The following is a 21,762-nucleotide window of genomic DNA, read 5'->3' as shown; positions in this document are numbered from 1 at the left end:
CCTGATTCTCTGATTTTTCAATCGCGACAGATAGTCAGTTATTGCTCAGTAACTTCAACGCTTGTCGGTTGTTGCCATGTACTGACGGCTCGTTGCACCAAAGATTACGCAGTTGATCAACTGCCAGCTTCGCTTCATCTGGCAATTCTAGAATTTCAAAAATTAAGTCGTCGAATCGTTTTCTCATTTCATCTACATGTGCTTGACAAGCTGGACGCAGAGGTATTGATTGTACTAGCGTGAAGAATTTACTCGCTACATTTAGTTTGTCGTCGGACAATTCCCCGAAATTCGGACAATGAATCGATTTAACAGCATTTACTTGGGTTCTAGATCGGCCATTGTGTGTTCTTTGTCCTTTTGACCAATGACAAATCATTCCCAGTGTTGAATTGGCCCACAAACAAAAAGCATGTTGAATCCTCTGGTCGTTTTCTTTTAGTGACAACCAAGTTGCCCCCCCCCATAACTTTGTTGTGTAATGGTAGAAAGTAGTTTCTGGGAAGTCCATCGCATATTCTTGTTGTAGAAAAGCGTACTACATGTTTTTCGAACTGATTCGACCTCCTTGATTGAAGCACTATTCTTTGGTACTCCTTTATGTGTAGCAATTGACAACAGACTATCTTGTTTCTTTGCGTCAACACTCCACATTAATCTATCCCTCCCAATCGCATCTGAGTCGTCAATAATTGGAAAAATATCGAAAACGCCGCGGGGCGAACTGGAGTCTGGTGTCGATCCGATCAAATCATGCGTAGGTCCAACTTCAAACAACTCATCTACAGTGCACATTGGAATTTCAAAGGGATATTGCTCATTTGCGAATTCAACTATACCTCTTTGCAATGATCTACATGTAAAAGCCAATTCAGGTGATTTGAGTCCTATAGCATCCCATGGATCCCCTTCGCCTTTGGTTTCAAACCGAATAATATGACCGATTTCTGACTTGCCCAATCGGATTGGTCGCTGGTGAGTTTGTAACGATACTCTCATGGACTCGTATGACCGAAGGATCGCTTTTGCTACTTCACCAGATTCTCCTAGCCTTTGTGGGGGATCTCGTAGCGTCACACAAAATATTGATGGCACTTCTTTCGTTGAGCGTGTTGACTCGGATTTTTTTTCGATCAATCCCCTTTGATAATGCCTATCAAAAAGAACTTGCTGATGTGACTTTCGTCGACATACCAACAACATCTCCTCCATCCCGGTATCAGCAGAGAAAGCTTCATCCCCCAATGCTTTCCCACCGGAAACAGCAATTACAACAATATCTTCAAAATCATTTTCAATCATTGCTCGCGTTTCTTGCCAGGATTCGGCAAATGCTGCAGTTAATGGCAACACAAACCCCATACGGCCACCAATCTCAAGCTTCTTCTTGGCTAGAGCGAGAAAGGTAGCTGCCATGCCTGCCTTTTTGTTTGCAGGTTCATTTGCTATTAGTTTTCCCCATTTGTTTTGACATTCCTTACGTTCAATATCACTCAACCCAGCAATATCAAATGCGCTCTGTCCGCCTCGCGTCCGGGAATATGGAGGGTTCATCAAAATATATCCGACAGAGTTATCTGCAACGCTTATTGGATCCTCCATCGCAGACGGTGTCTGTCGGCCATGAATCGAATGTCCCAGTTGATCAAACAAATCTTTGATTTTGCTCTCCTCGAAAAGTTCAATTGAACCTGTAGCACTTCGTACGCCTCCCACTTCGCACCAGCCAATCTGGGTTTGTGAGTAAGCGTCCCCGTAGCCTTGAATGGCTAGCGTCGATGACGCTAAGTGAGCAGCAATTGGACTTACATCGATTCCGATAAGCCCATGCTCCGTCGCATTCCTGTGGAAACTTCGTGATGAATCCGCCGAGTCGGAACACTCTTCATGAAACCTCCTTATCCGCTGGTAACCTGCCCTTAGCAAAGTCCCTGTACCACATGCAAGATCTGCGATGGTATGTTCAATGGGAAAGGACTCGCTCGCCCATATATCGGACTCGAAATCATCCTTTTGAATTGCGAGTGAAGCAAGCAGTTCCGCGGTGGCGGGTTGTGTATAGAACGCTGCCGCTTGTTTACGATCATCGCTTAGACGCGGAAATAACTCAGCCCCAACATTAAAGAGCACTTCCCAATTGCATGTGAATATTCGCTCGACACCAAGTATGACATGTAAAGCTGCGTCTGATGCGGCTTTTGGATTTAATGTCGCAACAACTTTCATTGATTCCACAGCTGGATAAAATATCGAATGCCAATTTTGTTCCAAGATTCTCGTCCAAATAGAAAGAATTTCTGAAGGCATAGGTCGCTTATTTACAACGGGAATAAATTCACTTTGAGGTACACCGAGATTGGCCAATCGTCGTTGAACCACAAACGCGTTTAGCCACAATACCGAAGCGGTCCTTAACCCTTTCAGATTGGTGACTTGACGGACTACGTCTGTAACATGCGCTTGCTGCTCTAGCGTCAAGTTTTCTTCAAGAATCGAAGCTGCCTGTTCCAAATGTTTTGCTACATCGTCAGCAATATGAGCTAAAGTTTCCTTAGGGAGAGATGCAGAATAGACAAATCGTGCTAAATCACAGGCGGTGCCTTCAACGAACCCCTCCTCAACCCAACGACGATAGTTTTTGTGACCTTCTTCTTTATGCAGACGTTGATAAACTGCGTAACAAATCGCTTCGCCTTCAAGCAATGCTTCCCGCGCTTCGAATGAATCTAAACTTCTAAACCGTTTAGGAATATGTACAGCAATTGATGTTTCAATGGTTCCCCCGGTTCGACGTAGCTTACACCCCAAGCGAGAAAGAGCATCTTTGTTTGCGTCTTTCGGGTCGTAAGAGTTCTCAATGACCACAGGTGGAGTGGTCGAATCGCTAATCAAAATATCTGGCCTTAAATTCGTTCCTTCTATAAGACCAGTCTTTTCAATATAAATTGATGTGCTTGGAGACCACTTCGGATTAACTTGTGGGAGAACCTCTCCCAAGGCAAAATTAAAACCTTCTTCAATCGTTCCCATCGATGGTCCCCTTGGGGGTTTGTTAATTTGATCTACGTGTAAAGCAACTGCCTGAGACCTGTCAGACCCGGACAGGACTTTCGCGTCGACGTAATCTGGCTGCTTTCTCGAATTGTTTCCTGATTCTCTGATTTTTCAATCGCGACAGATAGTCGGTGAAAAGCTTTCCGGTCAGATGATCAATTTCGTGTTGTACACACACCGCAAACAGGCCGTCGGCTTCCATTTCATAGTGAGTGCCATACTCATCCTGTGCGTGGAAACGAATCCATTCGCTCCGCTTGATTTCAGTGAAATAGCCGGGAAACGACAAACAGCCCTCCTCGATAACTTGCTCGCCCTTCCGATCGATAATCTCCGGATTAATCAGAACCTTGAGGTCGTCTTTTTCGTGCGAAGTATCGATTACCACAATGCTGTGAGGAATTCCCACCTGAATCGATGCGAGCCCGACGCCCGGCGCTTCATACATGGTCTGCGCCATGTCCTGAACATGCTGACGAATCTCGTCATCGAACTGCAATACCGGCTGCGCGACATTGCGAAGTCTTGGATCGGGATAGATGAGAATTCTGAGAACAGCCATATCAGTGGAGAGCGTAGAGCGAAAACGGTATATTACATTGCAAAAACCGGACTGTATTGGTCATTATGCCAAATTCCGGCGGCAATGGAGCCATGAAGTGAGTGGATCAGGATTGGAGTCACACACCTGCGGGGAAACCCACCGATGACAACTTACCCCAGGCGCGTACCCGGTATGTCCTTCCGAATCAGACCAAAGTTGGCTCAAGGAGGAGTCCATGGACAATGAACGCGCACATTTATCTGACAAACGCAACCATTTTTTACATAATCGGGACTTGTCGGAAAAAGACGCTCCTGTTCAGACCGATTCATCACAGTTCAACCTTTGACCACTTCTGACCCGATAATGCAACACCTTGTAGTCGTTGAATCCCCTGCCAAATCGAAGACCGTTGCGCGCTTTCTGAAAGGAACAGGGCGGGAAACCTCATTGCCTGATGCGCAAGAGTATCAAATTCTCGCCACCGGTGGCCACATCTACCAATCTGATTATGTCGATGTGGATAACGACTTCGAACTGCGGTACGAACTGATTCCGGAAAAGAAAAAAAATGTCGATGGAATGGTAACAGCGATGCGCAACGCGCAAAGTCTCTACCTGGCGACCGACCCCGACCGGGAAGGTGAGGCAATCGCGGCACATGTCGAGGACATCCTCAGAAAACGCGGCGCACTTAAAAACAAACCGGTTTACCGTGTGGTTTTCCATGAGGTGACCAAAGACGCGGTACGCAATGCGATTGCCGATCCGGGCAAGGTGTCGAACGAACTCGTCCAAGCTCAGAAATCGCGTGATGCACTCGACTATCTGGTTGGGTTCAATCTGTCACCACTGCTGATACGAAAACTGAATACGCCTCATCTTTCTGCGGGTCGCGTACAAAGCCCGGCGCTAAGGCTCATTGTCGAACGACAACGAGAAATCCAGGCGTTTCAACCTCAGGAGTACTGGACGATCAAGGCGATTTTGCACCTGCCAGCACTCGACAACGAATCGAATGTCGAAACATTCGAAGCCGGACTCACCCACCTTGACGGCAAAAAGCTCGGAAAGCTCGATATCCCGGATGAAGGCTCTGTGAAAGATGCGATCGCAACCATCAACTCAGATCTCCCCCGCACAAGCGGCCAACAGGAGATGGCTGTGCTTTCAGTTGAAAGCAAGAAGCGCGCCAGCAGACCATCGCCGCCTTTCACCACTTCGACACTGGTGCAGGAAGCGGCGCGTAAACTTGGGATGAGTGCGAGGATTACAGCATCAACCGCACAGAAGCTGTATGAAGGACTCACCGTCAATGGCACACAGACCGGCCTGATCACTTACACCCGAACGGATTCAGTCACACTGTCCCGTCAGGCGACCAATCAGATTCGAAACTACGTCAAGGAACGGTTCGGAGACAACCAATTGCCGGGCAACCCACGCCTGTACAAGACTAAATCCAAAAATGCGCAGGAAGCGCATGAAGCGATTCGTCCTACGAACATTTTCCTTACCCCGGATAAGGTCGCATCATCTTTGAACGCGGATCAGCTTCGACTCTACCGGATCATATGGAACCGAACTGTTGCCAGTCAGATGAACGACGCAATCTACGACAATGTCAACGTCGTCTTGGGGACCGAGCAAAACAAATTCCGCGCGTCGGGTTCGAAGTTGCGGGTTGCGGGTTGGCTTGCAGTCTACTCAAGGGATGACGTTCAGCGAAGCGATGAAACAGATAAAAGATTGCCGCCGCTGACGCAGGGCGATCGCGTGCACGTACAGAATATTGTTCCCCAGCAACACTTCACCCAGCCACCGGCCCGTTACAACACCGCAAGTCTTATCGGGCAGCTGGAAGAGTACGGCATTGGACGTCCATCCACCTGGCCGACAATCATCAGCAAGTTGCTCGAGAGAAACTATGTCGAGATGTCCAAGCAGAGTTTCATCGCCAGCAGTCTTGGATGCGTGGTGGTAGACTACCTGATGCAGCACTTCAATCAGTATGTAGACTACGAATTCACCAGCAATCTGGAGGACGGTCTGGACGCAGTCGCCCGCGGTGAGACAAAACGAACACAACTGCTCGGTAGTTTCTGGCGGGAGTTTCACGCGCATGTCCAGGAAAACCAATCGGCACAGCGCTTCGAAATACTGCTCGGCACCGATGCTGAAAGCAACCGTGACTTGCTGGTGCGCATCAAGAAAGGGGGTTCCTTCATCCAGTTGGGACGAATGTCTGATGAGCAAGGCAAGCCGAGGTTTTTCTCGCTCCCCGCGGGTGTTGATCCTGGAACAGTGACGCTGGACACAGCACTCGAGCTGCTGAGAAAACCGCCGTTGCCGAGAACCTTGGGCACGGCTGAAGACGGCCGCGAAATCGAAGTGTCCACTGGCAGGTTCGGACCGTATTTCTCGATCAAGACTGCAGACGGGCAGACTGAGAGAACCAGTCTGGACAAGAGTCTCGATCCATATGCGATCACCCTGGAGGAAGCGATTTTGTTCCTGGCTCAACCACGGCTGCCGAGAACGATCGGACTCACACCGGAAGGCAGCGAGGTTGTCGCCCGAAGCGGGCGGTTCGGGCCCTATCTTTCCGTGGTCTCAAAAGATGGGACAAAATCCAATGTCAGCATACCGAAAACTGACGATCCGATGTCAATCACGCTGGAACGCTCGCAGCAACTGATTGAAGGGGCAAAAGATAGATTTTCCAACCGACGAAAGGTGATCCGACAATTCGAGAACTCGTCCATTCAGATTCTTGATGGTCGCTACGGACCCTACGCGACCGACGGAAAAGTCAACGCTACAGTCCCCAAAGGCATGGAACCAAGTGAACTCGGGCTTGAATTCTGTCAGGAACTGATTGCCAAAAAAGCCGCAAGGAAGCCTGCCAAGCGAAAGAGAAAATCACCGACCCGCCGACCGCGAGCCGAAAACTGACTCGGGCGGCTGCGCAATCGCCAAAGATACCGTCAGCCTACCCGCCCAGCAATCGGCTGACTTTTTTCATTGAAATCCATTGGATAGTCTTACCGGTTACCCGACTCAATGGCGGGTAGGGGTCACCGGGCAGGAATACCATGACTTCAATGTCGACTCCATCCATCTGGAATTCGAATCCCGACATATTGCGAAACCCCTCACGCTGGAATCGCAATCGCTTCTCCGATATACGAAAACCAATACCCTGATCTTCCAGCGCGATGCCGATTTCCTCAAATGTATCGGGAAACAATTGCAACTCAACCGGACGGGAAGGAGTGATCGTCCCCGACACAGCTGCGCCGACCAGACGCGGTGAGCAGTGTCTGAACCACTGCATCACGGTGAAGGCGGCACGAATATATAACTGTTGCCGATCGGGCAGTTCATCGCCATTGAAGATGGCGAGATGCTCTTCCAGCGAGTCTTCTATCTCAAGATTGGTGGGTATTGAACGGTTTGTGGCCACGCCCAGACGTCCGCAGGCTTTCCGCTTGGCCTTTCGGAAATCGCGAATTCCATCCTCAGCCATGATGCGCGCTGCCTCGTAGCGGATCGAACGCCGAAGCCGGCTGGGTGTTTTACCCATTGAACAGCCTTACCGACGAGTTTCAGAACAGGTCATCAGGCGAAGTCTGATTATCCAGGGACCGCTGTCCTGCAAACTCCAGATCTGAAATGGCAGCCACCTCGGGTGGTGACGGTTCCGAACCCACAATGAACACCTCTCTGAACCCATTGGACTCTTCGGGCGTGACCGCTTTGCCAGTTTCGGCATCGACTTGCACAGCGACGACATTGTCAGGCATTTCCAACTCCGTGTCAGGAATATCCACAAGCGCCTCAGCCATATAGTCGATCCAAATCGGCAGTGCCGCTTTCGATCCCGCCTCGTGTCGGCCGAGATCGGATGGATCATCAAATCCCACCCAGACTGTGGTCACCAACTCGGGATTGAACCCGGAAAACCATGCGTCTTCGAAGTCGTTGGTTGTTCCCGTCTTTCCTGCCAGATCGGAACGATTCAATGATTTGGCTTTTCTCGCTGTTCCCGTCTGAACGACGCCCCGCAGCATATCGTGCATGACGAAGGCATTGGCAGTCGAAATCGCCCTGGGAGCAGGACGAATCAGTCCCGGCATGTCAGAATATTCCTGCTCACTCGATTCGGAATCATCGAACAGGCAGGTATCACAGACCTCGGATATCTTTCCCCGCATCACAACGTTGCCATCCCGGTCCTTGATTGTGTCGATCAGATAGGGTTCAATCTGGAATCCGCCGTTGGCGAATACTGCGTACCCCGCGGCAACCTCCATCGGCGTGGCTTCAGCCGCACCCAAGGCAAGCGAAAGCCCCTCGGGCAAGATCTCGCGGTCGAAGCCGAAACGGCTGATATGGCGGATTGCAAATTCCGGGCCGATTCCCCTGATCAGACGAACCGACACGAGGTTGAGTGACAGGCCAAGCGCTTTGCGAAGCGGCACATGTCCGTAGAACTTGCCGCTGTAGTTCTCGGGACGCCAGACGACCTTTGTGGATTGGTCCTCGATGACAACAGGTGCGCCGCTTACGAGACTTGCCGGCGTAAAGCCGTATTCCAGGGCCGCCGAATAGACAAACGGCTTGATATTCGAGCCCATCTGACGTTTGGCTTGCGTGGCGCGGTTGAATTTTCCAAGATAGTAATCGAAGCCGCCGACCATCGCCTTGATCGCACCATCCTGGGTGCTCATCGAGATCAGGGCGCCTTCAACATTTGGAATCTGTGAAAGTGCCCACGCCCCGTCTTTTGTCTGGCGTGTGAAAACGACATCACCGGGTTGGACGACATCACCGGGCAACTTCGGTTTCGCTCCCATCGAGCGCGAAGTCTTGTATCGTCGAGCCCATTTCAAGTGCTCCCATGGTATGACAATCTGCTGTGCTGACTTGGTAAACGCGGTCACGTGGTCGTCCGCAACCCCCGTAATCAGCGCCGGAACGATGTCCTGACTGGCTTCCATCGGTTCAAGTACTGCGAGTTTCTGTACGTCGGTTTCCAGATTCGTCAGGTCCTGATTGGTCAGGGCGCCACGATATCCATGTCGACGGTCATAGTCGACCAGACCTTTGCGCAGAGCCTGGACTGCAGCATTCTGATCGCGGGAGTTGATGGTTGAATATACGCTGTAGCCGTCTTCGTATACAGATTCACCAAATTGATCAAGCAGCTGCTGGCGAATCGTCTCCGCGACATAGGGTGCCTTGAGTTCGACCTCAGCGATATGCAATTCCGCCGTCACGGGGCTTGCGACCGCAGTGTCAAATTCCGATTGGCTGATGTAGCCGAGTGAATTCATTCGCCGCAGGACGTAGTCGCGACGGGTCAGCGCACCTTCGGGATTGATGATCGGGTTGATTCTTGAGGGCGCTTTCGGCAAGGCAGCCAGCATGGCGTATTGGGCTATGTCCAACTCATCAAGAGCCTTTCCATAGTACGTCATGGCTGCGGCCGCGAACCCATAGGTACGGTGTCCTAGAAATACCTTGTTCAGATAAAGCTCAAGAATCTCATCTTTTGTCAGCAGTTGCTCAATCTTCAGGGCCAGCAGCGCCTCTTTGGCCTTGCGGATGTAAGTCCTCTCGCTGCTCAGAAAATAATTCCGGGCAACTTGCATGGTGATGGTGCTGGCACCCTGAGCTCTTGCATCGGCCTGGATGTTCATGTACGCGGCGCGCACGATGCCCCGGTAATCGATCCCCACGTGCTCATAGTAACGGTCATCTTCGGCCGCCAATATGGCCGCGATCATTTCCGGCGGGGCATCGTCGATCTTTTGTGGAACCCGGCGTTCAGAACCGTATTCACTCATGAGCAATCCGTCGTTCGAATAGACTCGAAGCGGAATCTTGAGTTCAAGGGTCCGGATTGTATTGATATCGGGCAGTTCCGGTATCAGCAAGCCGACAGCAATAACGATGGATGCAAAAGCCGCAACAGCCAGAGTGCAGAAAATCCGAATGAAGTGAATGAAAATGGCGGCTTTCAAGAGGATTACCCGGCAATATCTGTTTTCCGCAATTATATGCGTATATCGAATTCAAAATGGCGGCTTGGCGGCTTGAATTCCTTCGGTCGATCAAATCGAATGCGATATAGTTTAAATTCACCCCGGTATTCGGTTTCTCATTCGAATTATGCAAATTTGGATCCATGGTTCAGATCAAGTCAAGCTATCGGGCTGCAGACCCGATGATCGTGCTGGTGGGGCCTATGGGTGCCGGTAAGACCACTGTCGGCAGGGCGTTATCGCGCCATTTGAATCTGGGATTTGTAGACCTCGACAGTGAGATCGAAAAGGACGCCAAAATGACGATCACAGAGATTTTCGGTACTGAGGGGGAGGCAGGATTTCGACAACGGGAAACCGAAATGCTGGATCGGCATTGCTGTACCAATGGCACGGTCATTTCCACCGGCGGGGGCGTAATTCTTTCCGAGAAAAACCGGGTGATGATGCGCAATGGATTCGTCGTTTACCTTCACGCTACACCCAACCAGCAGTACGAGCGAATCAGGCATCGCAGTCATCGACGGCCGAAAATCGATTCGAAACAACCACTGGCAGGACTTGCGGATTTGATGCAGGTACGAGACCCGCTCTACAGGTCCGAAGCCGACATTATTGTTCGCACAGATGGTCGGCCGATCAATGTGATTGTCAAGGAAATCGAATACGGGTTGCTCCACCAGTGAATATCATCAATGTAGACCTCCCGGACCGGTCGTATCCGATCTATATCGGCACTGAACTTCTTGGAAACACTAGGCTCTATGAGCCTCACATTCATGGCAGCAAAGTACTGGTCGTAACAAATTCCACGATTGAACCTCTTTACGCACCAACAGTGGTTGACGCAATCCGTCCTCTGGGTCAGGTGGATACATTTGTTCTGCCAGACGGAGAAATTCACAAGAACCTCAATACCATCAATCGGATATTCGATCATATGATCGAAACCATGTGTGACAGAACCACCACCGTCATTGCGCTGGGTGGAGGTGTCGTCGGAGATATTACAGGATTTGCGGCCGCCTGCTATCAGCGCGGTGTGCCGTTCATTCAGATACCGACAACACTTTTAGCTCAAGTTGACTCTTCGGTCGGTGGCAAGACCGGCGTCAATCACGAACGCGGCAAGAACATGATCGGTGCCTTCTATCAACCCCAGTGTGTACTCGCCGATACCAATGCCTTGCAAACACTGCCTGATCGGGAGTTCAAGGCAGGGCTGGCGGAGGTGCTCAAGTACGGGGCAATTCGCGATGCAGCTTTCTTCACTTGGTTGGAAGCCGAGATCGAATCACTGCTCAATCGCAATCCGGAGAGTCTCGCCCATGCCATTGAAAGGTCGTGTCAGATCAAGTCGGAAGTGGTGTTGGAGGACGAACGTGAATCCGGTATTCGGGCGATACTGAACTTCGGACATACTTTCGGACATGCAATCGAAACCTGGCTCGGTTATGAATCATGGTTGCACGGCGAGGCAGTGGCAGCCGGCATGGTCCTGGCATCGGATTTTTCCGCTGAACTTGAATGGTTGAACCAATCAGATTCAACTCGGATCAAGCAGTTGATTGCAGATGCCGGCCTTCCCACCCGGCCACCTGATGGAATGTGTACGGAGGACTTTCTTGAACTGATGAAACTGGACAAGAAGGTTCGGGACGGCAAGGTTCGACTGATTCTGCTGAGGACGATCGGCGACGCCATGATTTGCGATGATTATCCGCAAGCAGTCCTGGGGAAAGTGCTGGATGAATCAACTGCCGGTTAGGCAATCGTCGTGACCCGGACAGGTCAATTGGCTGTTCGCAGTGGCCGAACGCGATAATATTTTCGGTGCAATACCCGACTTGGCATGAACCAACAACTTACAAACCCATCGGGGACAGATTGGAGCGGCTGGGAAATAGATCTCATCGTCGAGGATTACTTCGACATGCTGAACAAGGAGTTGCAAGGGATTGCATTTCGCAAAGTCGACCACAATCGAAAGATTCAATCGCTGACTGGTCGAACCAAGGGGTCAGTTGAGTTCAAATATCGAAATGTCAGCGCGGTCCTCGAGATTATTGGATGTCCTCAAATCAAAGGATATCTTCCGGCCAAGAATATCCAAAAGGCCCTGCTTCCGGGAGTCGAGCGACATCTGGATCAATATGCGCATTCATGGGTTGACACTTCACCATTAGACAGCTTGCAAAGGGCGTCGGCGGGCGACTACGCAGATGAGATCGAGATCATCAGGAAGCCGGAGCCGATTTCGCGCAAGCATCCAATGGACAAGGAAGTTACCCGGCTGGTCCGTAAATTCGACCCGGATACAGGGAATGAACTGGCAAGAAACATCGGTCTTCTCGGGGAGCAACGCGTGTTCCATTCCGAACAGGTGAGACTTCGGAATGAAGGACGAAATGATCTCGCCAGAAAAGTCCGCTGGGTCTCGCAGGAAGATGGCGACGGTGCCGGTTACGACATTCGGTCGTTCACCTCAGCCGGAGTCGAACGATTTCTGGAGGTCAAGACCACCGCAGGCAACGAGCGAGCGCCATTTTTTCTCAGTAAGAACGAAAAGGAGTTCTCGGATGAAAATCCGGAACATTCCAGAATTTTCCGGGTATTTGATCTGCCAACGGTTCCCCGGGCATTCAAATTGAAGCCGCCCCTCGAAAATGCGGTAGACCTGACACCGCTTAACTTCCGCGCGGACTTACGATGACCGCTGATTGACCTGCACTGAGAGCCGAGCTTATGAAGTCAGAAAGAAAGGTCGCTTTGGTTACCGGAGGCAGTCGAAGGATCGGTGCCGCAATTGTCCGCCGTCTGCACTCCAGGGGAATGGACATCGCGATCCACTATCACAGGTCAGGGTCTCAAGCCGATCAGCTGTGTGACGAGCTGAACGGACAACGGCCGGACTCAGCGTGTACGTTCCGTGCAGACTTAAGCGATCTCGGCGCGATTCAGGGTTTCGCCAATCGCGTTATCCAGCAATTTGGCCGACTGGATGTCCTGGTTAACAATGCCTCAGTCATTGACTGTGAATCCAATGCCGCATTGTCGACGAATCAGTACCGCGCGCTGCTTGATATCCACGTCGGCGCGCCGTATTACCTGACTTCGGCTGTCGCGCCCGCGTTGAAGGAGTCAACAGGATGCATCGTCAACATTACTGACATCTACGCTCAGCGACCGAAAACTTCCATGGCGCTTTACAGTGCCTCGAAGGCGGGACTTGAATCCCTGACCAAGTCTTTCGCACTGGAACTGGCACCCGATGTCCGCGTCAACGCAATCGCACCCGGTGCGATACTTTGGCTGAAGAACGCTGCCCCGGAAGAGTCGATACTGGACAACACGCCACTTGGACGACTGGGAACAGTTGATGAGATTGCCGATGCGGTCAGCTACCTGGTATTTGAGGCAACATTCACCACTGGCCAGGTTGTGACCGTCGACGGCGGACGACTCGTCGCATCGCCTTGATCACAAGGGAATCCTGAATTCAACCCGTCAGTCGTCTCGCTGGCCGCGCTCGATGACAATTCCTACGTTTCGGGCCATTTCGACTGCGCGGGGCTTGCTCACCTTTACCCTGCACCATCGCACCGGAAACTCTGAAAGAATGATGTCTGAAATGTTCTCGGCAACAGTTTCGATCAATCGATGCTCAGAATTCGACACATAGTCAACTACACGAAGTGCGACGTCCTTGTAGCTTACTGCGCGCCCAATGTCATCGGTTGCCGCAGCCTCCCGGATGTCGGTCCCCAACTCCAGGTCGACAATCAATTTCTGCTTGATGCGACGCTCCCATTCCCAGACCCCGATGGTGGTAGAAATATTCAGGCTCTCAATGAAGACAATATCCATGAATCCAGCTCACTCGGTTGCGATTGCACCCCTTCAACAAAGAGCGGTCCAATCGTGAATCGCGAAATTGCCGTTTCGCAAGCAAATGAACAAAACGCGCTTTTGCATCTTCCCAGGCCGGCAACTGTTATACAAGCCTTTTCGAGACAGCTTGAGTATCGCTCACGTCCGCGAGGCCAAACTCAGCGAAAATATGCAAAATCAACAAGGCGGCATCACGGCTGATGCATCGAGAGTGGATTATATCGCCAGTCAGCGACCCTATGGATGTCCCATCCACACTCCGACTGGCGACACCTCAATGGAGCGACCTGGCATCAGACTTACGAACGTCTGAATTCCCGGATCGGTGAACCTGTTCCCCGAATGATGTATAAACATATTGCATACCGAATCTGACCTGAACGGATTTACAGATCAGTCTGACGCGGAATTCCTGAGTTTGCAAAGACATCGACTTTTTATTTGCTGAATCCAAACTGATCGATGCAAGTATTTCTATCCTTATTGACCGCGTATCTTGTCGGTTCTATTTCAAGTGCGATCGTTGTCTGCAAACTCCTAAGACTTCCCGACCCGAGACGATCCGGTTCGAATAATCCCGGAGCAACCAATGTTCTGCGACTGGGGGGCAAGGGTGCGGCGGCGCTGACGTTGTCTGGAGATATTGCGAAAGGGACAGTCCCGGTTGTCGCCGCGCAAATCGTCTTGCATGAGCCGGCCGCGGTCGGTGCGGCGATGCTGGGTGCCTTCCTGGGACACCTTTACCCATTGTATTTTGGATTCAAAGGCGGCAAGGGTGTCGCCACCGCAATGGGCGCTTATCTGGGCTTGGGCGCTCCTGTCATCATCGGCGTTGGTGGCGTTTGGCTTGTGGTCGCCGCAATTTGTCGATACTCCTCGGTTTCGTCCATACTCGCGATGCTCTCAGCACCTGCATTCGTCTGGATCCTGATCGGCAATCCGCTGATCACCGCCGCTTCCGCGGTCATTTTTGTATTCGTCGCAGTCAGGCACAGATCAAACATCCAGCGGCTTCGCGCCGGCGGGGAAAGCAAGATCAAACTTCGCCGATCGTGACCGATGGGAGGTCTTCCAGCGACCACCTCGGCTGGACGGAATAGCTTAAGGATTCCTTCTCCCCCGACAGCAATCTGATGTGCCCCGCATAGGCAATCATCGCACCGTTGTCAGTGCACAATGCCATTGACGGGAAGAAAACGTCAACACCGCGCGAACTGCACACTGCTGCCAGACGATCCCTGAGAAACCGATTCGCACCAACGCCGCCGGCAACTATCAGACTGGTGTAGCCCGTCGCGCCAAGCGCGTGCTCACACTTGGTGACCAGGGCTTCCACTGCAGCCTCCTGGAACGCATACGCCAGGTCATGCCGCGTCTGGCGGTTAAGTTTGTGTCTGGAAGCTTCAAGCATGGCGTGAGTCTTAAGCCCGGAAAAACTGAACTCCAGTGTCCGATGTCCCGCCATCGGTCTTGGGAACCTGAACCGATCCGGATCACCCTGGGTTGCAGACTTCTCGATACTCGGACCACCCGGATACGGCAGACCGAGCACCTTGGCAAACTTGTCAAATGCCTCTCCAACCGCATCATCCCGCGTTTGTCCGAGAATCCTGTATTCACCGATCGAATGAACATCAACCAACATGGTGTGTCCACCGGAGACCAGCAAAGAGAGAAACGGAAACTGTGGCGCTTCGCTCTCCAACATGGGCGACAGCAGATGTCCTTCCATATGGTGAACTCCGATGGCTGGGATATCCAATGCGAAAGCGAGACTGCGGCCGACCGTCGCGCCAACCAAAAGCGCGCCGATAAGCCCGGGACCGGCAGTGTAGGCAATCGCGTCAAGTTGCCTGCGCCCGACTCCGGACTCTCCCAAGGCGTCCTCAACCAGCGGGATCACCTTGCGAATATGATCACGGGCCGCAAGTTCGGGCACTACACCGCCATATATGCTATGGATGTCAACCTGGGAGGCGAATCGGTTGATCAGCAGCCCCTGCTCTGAGTCGTAGACGGCGACCCCGGTATCGTCGCAGGAGGTTTCTATCCCCAAGATCTTCATCTTGTCCGAACAGTCAATTCCGGGACGAATAACCCACGCTGGCAATCGAAAATATCAGCCATCAGACGATCCGGGTTTCGGGTTGTCTCCGCGCTGCGAATTCAAGGCCCGTTCCACCTTCTCAAGCACCCGTCTTGACTCCGCGAGTTCATATAGTATTTCACCATACAGGTTCTCACCTGTGGAGATTTCCGCCTCCTGTTGCGCCTTGTGCAGATTGTTGATCACCACCGCAATGAACATATTGATCACAATGAAGGCGGCTACGACCACAAAACTGACAAAATACATCCATGCGAGGGGATACAGCTCCATCGCCGCATACATCACATCAGTCCAGTCCTCAAGTGTCAGGATCCTGAACAATGTGATCAGCGAGATGCCGAGCGAATTCCAGTGGAATGGGTCATGCTCATGGAACATGTGATAGCCGGCAATCGCGTAGACGTAAAACACAATCGAGAGCAACAGAATCACGTTGCCCAGACCTGGCAGTGACTTGATGAGGGTGGATATGATCAGGCGCAACTCCGGAACGACAGTCACCAATCGCAGAATTCTGAGCAGTCTGATCGTGCGTGCAATGAGTGCAAGCTCGCCGGTCTGTGGAATCAACGAGAAAACCACAACGCAAAAGTCAAATAGGTTCCAGCCGTCACCGAAGTATCGTTTGAATACCGGGGCTGACGCTGTGATCTTCAACGCCGCCTCGGCCGCGAACACAATCAGTACAAACTTATTGAACCCCAAAAGCAGCGATTCATAAGGAACCGCTATGACCGGATAGGTTTCGAGACCGAGAACAATCGCGTTGAGGATGATCAGCGCAATAATTCCTCGATCAAACCACGGCCATTCCACAATTCGTCTGCAGATTCTGATCATGGGGCTACCTCGGAACTTCGGCAATCGCCACCGCGCGCAAGATGGCGCGGGCTTTGTGCATGGTTTCGTGCCATTCTGTCTGCGGAACAGAGTCAACCACGAGACCTGCCCCCGCCTGCACATAAACCTGGTCGCCGACCAGGACTGCGGTTCTGATCGCGATGGCTGTGTCAAGATTTCCATCCCAGCTGATGTACCCGACCGCACCCGCGTAGATTCCGCGCTTATGCGGTTCGAGCTCGTCGATAATTTCCATCGCCCGAACCTTGGGGGCGCCAGAAACAGTGCCCGCGGGCAACGTCGCACGCAGGACATCAATCGCATGCATTCCTTCGTCCAACTCCCCTTCCACATTGGAAACGATGTGCATGACATGGGAATAGCGCTCAATCTGCATGATGTCGCTTACCTTGACCGTTGCCAGCTTGGATACACGGCCCACGTCATTCCGACCGAGATCGACCAGCATCACATGTTCAGCGCGCTCTTTCTCGTCGGCCAGAAGATCATCGATCAACTCTTGATCCTCCTCCTCGCTGGCTCCTCGGGGGCGCGTGCCCGCCAACGGCCGAACCGTGACATGTCCCTCTTCCGAACGAACCAGGATTTCAGGTGATGCGCCGACAATATGGTACGAATCAAAATTGAGGTAATACATGTATGGTGAGGGATTGAGTGTGCGCAGGGCGCGGTAAAGGTCGATCGGATTGCCGGTGAATGTGGCGGACAACCTCTGCGAGATGACAACCTGAAACACATCACCCGCGAGTATGTATTCTCGCGACTTCTCAACCGCCTCCTCGTAGGCTTGCTGTCCAAACATCGACTCGAACTTTGCCTCATTCGGTTGGTGCTGCAGCAGTATCGATGGCCTTGTCGCGATCGGAGAACGCAGTTTCCGGGTAATCCCATCGAGCCGCTCGATACCGGACTCCCAGGTACCGCCATTTGCCACATCGACATAAACCACTATGAACAGACGTCCTGCAAGATTGTCGAATACCACAACCTCATCGGACACCATCAGACAGATGTCCGGAATATCCAGATCGCTGTCCTTGTAGCCTGATGCCAAAGTAGGCTCAATATAGCGAACCGTATCGTAGCCGAAAAATCCGACCAGTCCACCCGTAAATTTGGGCAGGCCTTCAACCTGCGGTGTCTTGAACCGTTCATGAAAATTCTTGATGTCCTCCAACGGATCGTCGCTTTCCCATTGGTCGACAATCTGGTCGGCTTCCAGCAAGGTGACGGTATGAGCATGTACCTCCACACGAGTTTTTGTCGGCAGGCCGATGATGGAATAACGGCCCCACTTCTCCCCGCCCTGGACTGACTCATAGAGGTAGGTATAGGGTTCCCGCGCAAGTCGATAGTAGGTACTGAGCGGTGTATCAAAGTCCGCCAGAAGCTCCCGTTTGAGCGGTACATGCGTAAACTCCTGTCGGGCCAGGTCATCAAATTGTTCTTTCGTGAGCATTTATGAAGTGTTTTCCAGAAAAAAGATTACCAAAACTCGCTGAACTTGTTCTCGCTGACAATCGAATACAACCGGAATCCGAGCCGGTGCAATATCAATGTCCCGGTCCCAGGACGTCAGGCTTGCCGACTGATTCGCTGTCTCATGGATTCGATCGTAGCGGCGTAGTCATCCGAACCGAATACTGCGGAGCCGGCAACAAATGTGTCCGCACCTGCTTTCGCCACCTGACCGATATTTTCCGCATTGATTCCGCCATCAACTTCCAGGCGGATCTGCCGCGGGTGACGTGACAGCCATTGTCTGGACTTTGCGATCTTGTCCATAACATAGGGAATGAACTTCTGCCCGCCGAATCCTGGATTGACCGACATCAGCAATAGCATGTCGATACCATCCAGTACATGATCCAGCCACGACAATGGCGTGGCGGGACTCAGCGCGATTCCCGCCTGACAGCCGTTTTCCCGGATCAGGTTCAGTGTTCGGTCTACATGATCCGAAGCTTCGGGGTGAAACGTTATTGACGTCGCACCGGCCTGGGCAAACTCGCCCACCAGTCGATCAACCGGACGTACCATCAGATGCACATCCAAGGGGGCGGTCACCCCATGATCGCGAAGCGCCTTGCAAACCAGCGGACCCACAGTCAGGTTCGGCACAAACTGATTGTCCATCACGTCAAAGTGAATCCAGTCCGCGCCGGCGGACAGCACCGCATCGACTTCCTCACCAAGACGTGCGAAGTCTGCTGCAAGTATGGATGGCGCTATGACAGCATCCATAACCCTGGCTGCTCGGGATTATCCAACGACTACGAACCGGTATTGGTTGTTGCGCATAATCTCCAGTACCAGCGAATCATCGCGTTCCTGGAACACTGCCTTGAACGTCTCAATACTGTTGACCGGCTGACGATTCACCCTGATGATGATATCCCCCTCGCGAACACCTGAGCTCCACGCCGCACTTCCCTCATTCACGGATGAAACGACAATGACACGCTCGGGACCATGCGCAAATATTTTCATATCCGCTTGAAATTCCGCGCCTTCAAGCAGATTCATCAGGTCAGATCCACTGACAACCTGCACAGACGTGTCCCGGATAGTCCCCGTTCCTTCCAAAGTCTCGCCATCGCGCAGGTAGGTGACATTCAATGTCTCACCAACCCTGATCAGTGCGATCTTTGTTCTCAGACTGGATCCTCCTGCGACCCTTTTGCCGTTGACGTGCGTAAGGATATCGCCTTCCCGCAAACCGGCTTCGTCAGCCGCCGACTCAGCCAGGACTCGATTGATCAGGACTCCTTGCCGTTGCTTGAGTTCAAATCCTCGGGCAATCTCGTCGGTTATTTCCTGGAAGTGAATGCCCAGCATGCCGCGTTTGACCCGTCCGTAAACCCGCAACTGTTCGGCAATACTGGCGGCCGTGTTAATGGGAATCGCAAACCCGATTCCGATATTGCCGCCGGCCGGCGACAGAATCGCGGTATTGATACCGACCACCTCTCCCCGAAGGTTGACCAAGGCACCGCCGGAACTGCCCGGATTGATAGCGGCATCCGTCTGGATGAAGTCCTGATACTGATCCATTGACAATCCACTGCGACTGAGCGCGCTGACAATTCCTGAAGTAACCGTGGCCGACAGTCCATAGTTGTTGCCGATTGCGAGCACGAAATCTCCCACCCGTAACTCATCAGAATCGCCGAGCGTGACATCGGTCAGATTATCGGCGTCAACTCTCAAAAGTGCGAGATCCATATCCGGGTCTGAACCGACTGGTTCAGCACTGACTGTCCGGCCGTCCGACAGGGTGATTCTCATCTGGTCGGCACCTGCCAGAATGTGGTGGTTCGTGAGCACATAACCCATCTCCGCATCCAGAATGACACCCGAGCCGTGATTGATTCGATGAGGCGCGACCTGAGCGGGGTCCTCAAACCGGAAAAACTGACTGAAAAAAGAATCGTCTTCAAAGAACTGCTCCAACGGACCTGAGAACCTATTGGCATAACCTGATCTCGGGCCCAAAGTGGAGATGTTCACAATGCCGGCCTCAACCTGCGAAACAACATTGGCCAGTGTGGGCAACTCTCGACCTTCCACTTCGGTCGGCAAACCCTGCGCCTGCACAGAGGCTATTCCAAGCAGAAAGGCCACAACCGGAATTGCGTATGAACTGATGAACCTGACGTTCATATCAATAGGTCAGAATTAAAGTCTTGCGGACGGCACTTTCACAATTTTACAAGGAACATTGCCGGCATTCAGGGGTTTTTCGGATACTTCGCACCGTCTGTAACACTCATTGCCGGACAAATTCGGTTCGCACATGCTTGATCCGCCATCCAGCTTACGCCTGAAGCTCCGAACCGCTCAAAATGCTTGCTGCCGGAACTGCATTGACGCGATCCGACAGTGCGAAACTCGCTTCGCCAGGATAAATGATGTCAACTCTGTCAAGATCAAGATCCTCGAGTGCTGAGCGGATGGACGGGGTGATTGCAGGCGATGCGGTTCGCTTGATCTCGTATCCCCGCAACCGCCCGCCGACGTTTACAATCATGTCAATTTCAGCACCCGTGTGGGTTGCCCAAAACAAACAGTCGCGTTCTGCCACATCTAGCGCCTGAATCAGGTTGTCAACGACAAAACCCTCCCATGATGCACCAACCTTTGGGTGAGAATGCAACTCCTCAAGGTTTCTGATGCCCAGTAAACCATGAAGAATGCCACTGTCGCGTATATATGCTTTTGGAGCCTTGATCTGACGTTTTCTGATGTTGGCATGCCAAGGCTGCAAGCAACGAGCCACAAATGTTGACTGGAGCATTTCAAGATATCGGCGGGTGGCTGTGTGAGACACGCCGAACGCCCGTCCAATCTCCGAGCCGTTCCATACCTGACCGTGGCAATGAGCCAACATCATCCAGAATCGTTCCATCGCAATGCCCGGGATGGTGACTCCAAACTGTGGAAGATCCCTGTCAAGAAATGTTCGGATAAAGGTTCTCCTCCACTTGTAACTCGTCAGCTGAGTCGAAGCGGTAAAAGACTTTGGGAACCCTCCCCGCAACCAAATCTCGTCACTGCTGTCAGCACCGGTCTCTGACAGATTGAGACCCGGAAGTTCATAGTAGGCAATACGTCCGGCCAGCGATTCGCCGCCTTGCCTGAGCAACGATGGTGACGCACCGCTCAAGATGAGAAACTTCGCTGGCTCTGATTCCCGATCCGCCAGTACCCGAATGGCCGGGAATAAATCCGGCAGTCGATGCACTTCGTCTAAAACAACCAATCCCCGCAACGGCGATAGTGCAAACATTGCATCCGAAAGCCGTGCAACATCGGCACTGGACTCAAGATCAAAATAATGGGTCTGATCAGCCCACTGCCGGACGATATTGCGAGCGAGTGTGGTTTTCCCAACCTGGCGCGTCCCAATCAGTCCTACAACCGGATACTCACCCAAATGATCACATAAGCGCTTTTCGTGCCGGATTCTGTCTATCACCGACAACTGCCACGATATACGAACGGGATATATTCATTTTTCATGGTAACACTATACTGTTTCACAGGAGCGAGTCAGGACAACCTTGTTCCCGGGGAAACTATGCTGCGGATGCCGATTCTCACTTTCGAAAGGACGCGACGCATCACGCCGCGATACTCAATCACGCAACTCAATGCACATCTGGCAAAACGCTTGAACCCGAACTTGTGATACTTGCGCAACAGCTGGCGACTGTTCGGAAACTCCCGGTTTGCAGCCGGACAGACCGCAA

Annotated in this window: 17 protein-coding genes; 6 read left to right on the top strand and 11 right to left on the bottom strand. The window is 52.1% G+C overall.

The window, feature by feature from the left end; genetic code table 11:
* Nucleotides 1-438: 438 nt before the first annotated feature.
* Together OXI60_08185 and def are read right to left on the bottom strand one after the other, a co-directional pair.
* Nucleotides 439-3,030 carry a hypothetical protein gene (locus OXI60_08185; GenBank protein ID MDE0309791.1) on the bottom strand — a complete coding sequence of 864 codons (2,592 nt, stop codon included), beginning with the start codon at nucleotides 3,028-3,030 and terminating at the stop codon, nucleotides 439-441.
* A 61-nt stretch (nucleotides 3,031-3,091) separates the two neighbouring features.
* A complete protein-coding gene (gene def / locus OXI60_08180; protein MDE0309790.1) occupies nucleotides 3,092-3,616 on the bottom strand; it encodes a peptide deformylase in 525 nt (174 codons plus the stop codon).
* A 348-nt stretch (nucleotides 3,617-3,964) separates the two neighbouring features.
* On the opposite strand from def, the gene topA reads away from it, so the two are divergent.
* Nucleotides 3,965-6,553 carry a type I DNA topoisomerase gene (gene topA, locus OXI60_08175; GenBank protein ID MDE0309789.1) on the top strand — a complete coding sequence of 863 codons (2,589 nt, stop codon included), beginning with the start codon at nucleotides 3,965-3,967 and terminating at the stop codon, nucleotides 6,551-6,553.
* A 37-nt stretch (nucleotides 6,554-6,590) separates the two neighbouring features.
* Here topA and OXI60_08170 read toward each other — a convergent pair whose 3' ends face one another.
* A complete protein-coding gene (locus OXI60_08170) occupies nucleotides 6,591-7,184 on the bottom strand; it encodes a hypothetical protein (protein ID MDE0309788.1) in 594 nt (197 codons plus the stop codon).
* Between the two features lie 22 nt (nucleotides 7,185-7,206).
* Nucleotides 7,207-9,627, bottom strand: a complete 2,421-nt coding sequence (locus OXI60_08165; GenBank protein ID MDE0309787.1) for a penicillin-binding protein 1A — start codon at nucleotides 9,625-9,627, stop codon at nucleotides 7,207-7,209.
* A 164-nt stretch (nucleotides 9,628-9,791) separates the two neighbouring features.
* Here OXI60_08165 and OXI60_08160 point away from each other — a divergent pair, with 164 nt between their 5' ends.
* The 4 genes from OXI60_08160 (at nucleotide 9,792) to OXI60_08145 (ending at nucleotide 13,128) form a co-directional block, all read left to right on the top strand.
* Complete coding sequence (locus tag OXI60_08160) at nucleotides 9,792-10,334, top strand: shikimate kinase (GenBank protein ID MDE0309786.1); 543 nt, start codon at nucleotides 9,792-9,794, stop codon at nucleotides 10,332-10,334.
* Nucleotides 10,331-11,416, top strand: coding sequence for a 3-dehydroquinate synthase (gene aroB, locus OXI60_08155; protein MDE0309785.1), 1,086 nt, complete (start codon nucleotides 10,331-10,333; stop codon nucleotides 11,414-11,416). The genes OXI60_08160 and aroB overlap by 4 nt, the downstream gene beginning before the upstream one ends.
* Nucleotides 11,417-11,500: 84 nt before the next feature.
* The gene (locus OXI60_08150; GenBank protein MDE0309784.1) at nucleotides 11,501-12,361 is read left to right on the top strand and encodes a DUF3883 domain-containing protein; all 861 of its coding nucleotides are present in this window, start codon (nucleotides 11,501-11,503) and stop codon (nucleotides 12,359-12,361) included.
* A gap of 32 nt (nucleotides 12,362-12,393) precedes the next feature.
* The gene (locus tag OXI60_08145; GenBank protein MDE0309783.1) at nucleotides 12,394-13,128 is read left to right on the top strand and encodes a pteridine reductase; all 735 of its coding nucleotides are present in this window, start codon (nucleotides 12,394-12,396) and stop codon (nucleotides 13,126-13,128) included.
* A gap of 27 nt (nucleotides 13,129-13,155) precedes the next feature.
* On the opposite strand, the gene folB is transcribed toward OXI60_08145, so the two are convergent.
* Nucleotides 13,156-13,515: a dihydroneopterin aldolase gene (folB, locus tag OXI60_08140; protein ID MDE0309782.1), complete on the bottom strand. Its 360-nt coding sequence runs from the start codon at nucleotides 13,513-13,515 to the stop codon at nucleotides 13,156-13,158.
* Nucleotides 13,516-14,001: 486 nt separating this feature from the next.
* Here folB and plsY point away from each other — a divergent pair, with 486 nt between their 5' ends.
* Nucleotides 14,002-14,595: a glycerol-3-phosphate 1-O-acyltransferase PlsY gene (gene plsY, locus OXI60_08135; protein MDE0309781.1), complete on the top strand. Its 594-nt coding sequence runs from the start codon at nucleotides 14,002-14,004 to the stop codon at nucleotides 14,593-14,595.
* Here the strand turns inward: plsY and tsaD are convergent.
* The 6 genes from tsaD to OXI60_08105 all read right to left on the bottom strand — a co-directional run bounded on the left by tsaD (nucleotide 14,576) and on the right by OXI60_08105 (nucleotide 21,488).
* Nucleotides 14,576-15,649, bottom strand: coding sequence for a tRNA (adenosine(37)-N6)-threonylcarbamoyltransferase complex transferase subunit TsaD (gene tsaD, locus OXI60_08130; protein MDE0309780.1), 1,074 nt, complete (start codon nucleotides 15,647-15,649; stop codon nucleotides 14,576-14,578). The genes plsY and tsaD overlap by 20 nt on opposite strands.
* A gap of 9 nt (nucleotides 15,650-15,658) precedes the next feature.
* Nucleotides 15,659-16,489, bottom strand: coding sequence for an ion transporter (locus tag OXI60_08125; GenBank protein ID MDE0309779.1), 831 nt, complete (start codon nucleotides 16,487-16,489; stop codon nucleotides 15,659-15,661).
* Nucleotides 16,490-16,493: 4 nt separating this feature from the next.
* Nucleotides 16,494-17,969: an anthranilate synthase component I gene (trpE, locus tag OXI60_08120; protein MDE0309778.1), complete on the bottom strand. Its 1,476-nt coding sequence runs from the start codon at nucleotides 17,967-17,969 to the stop codon at nucleotides 16,494-16,496.
* 116 nt (nucleotides 17,970-18,085) lie between these two features.
* Nucleotides 18,086-18,754 (bottom strand): ribulose-phosphate 3-epimerase, encoded by a 669-nt coding sequence (rpe, locus tag OXI60_08115; GenBank protein MDE0309777.1) that lies wholly within the window; start codon nucleotides 18,752-18,754, stop codon nucleotides 18,086-18,088.
* Between the two features lie 18 nt (nucleotides 18,755-18,772).
* The gene (locus OXI60_08110; GenBank protein MDE0309776.1) at nucleotides 18,773-20,173 is read right to left on the bottom strand and encodes a Do family serine endopeptidase; all 1,401 of its coding nucleotides are present in this window, start codon (nucleotides 20,171-20,173) and stop codon (nucleotides 18,773-18,775) included.
* A gap of 154 nt (nucleotides 20,174-20,327) precedes the next feature.
* Nucleotides 20,328-21,488, bottom strand: a complete 1,161-nt coding sequence (locus tag OXI60_08105; protein MDE0309775.1) for an ATP-binding protein — start codon at nucleotides 21,486-21,488, stop codon at nucleotides 20,328-20,330.
* Nucleotides 21,489-21,762: the final 274 nt, after the last annotated feature.

This window comes from Acidiferrobacterales bacterium, from assembly GCA_028820695.1.
Taxonomy (GTDB): domain Bacteria; phylum Pseudomonadota; class Gammaproteobacteria; order Arenicellales; family JAJDZL01; genus JAJDZL01.
The sequence above is the reverse complement of the archived record's forward strand: the minus strand, read 5'-3'. Positions and strand labels throughout refer to the sequence as shown.